General features: G+C 30.5%; 1 protein-coding gene. It reads right to left on the bottom strand.

The window, feature by feature from the left end; all coding sequences use genetic code 11:
* A partial coding sequence (locus tag M3210_RS20260; RefSeq protein WP_251518120.1) for a DUF4372 domain-containing protein occupies positions 1-130 on the bottom strand: 130 nt, incomplete at its 3' end.
* Between the last annotated feature and the right edge of the window lie 142 nt (positions 131-272).

The raw sequence follows: 272 nt of genomic DNA, 5'->3' as shown, positions 1-272 counted from the left end.
AAAATGACTCTGTCGTTAGTTTTTTTGTATAGTAATCTAATTTCAACGTTTTCACACTTTCTTCAAATAATTGAAGATTGATTGGTGAAAACCATTGTCCAAATGAAGTTTTTCGTGTAACCTTATCGATGAGCTTTGTCCTTTATTTTTGGATTTGGATGGGTTACCACCTGACTAAATCCATTATAAAGGACTTTTTATTTGCATTAAAGTAAATTAGCGAAAATTCGGGGTCTTGTTAATATTTAATCTTAATTAATGCAACGCTAGTG

This window comes from Oceanobacillus luteolus, from assembly GCF_023715655.1.
GTDB lineage: Bacteria > Bacillota > Bacilli > Bacillales > Amphibacillaceae > Oceanobacillus > Oceanobacillus luteolus.
The sequence above is the reverse complement of the archived record's forward strand: the minus strand, read 5'-3'. Positions and strand labels throughout refer to the sequence as shown.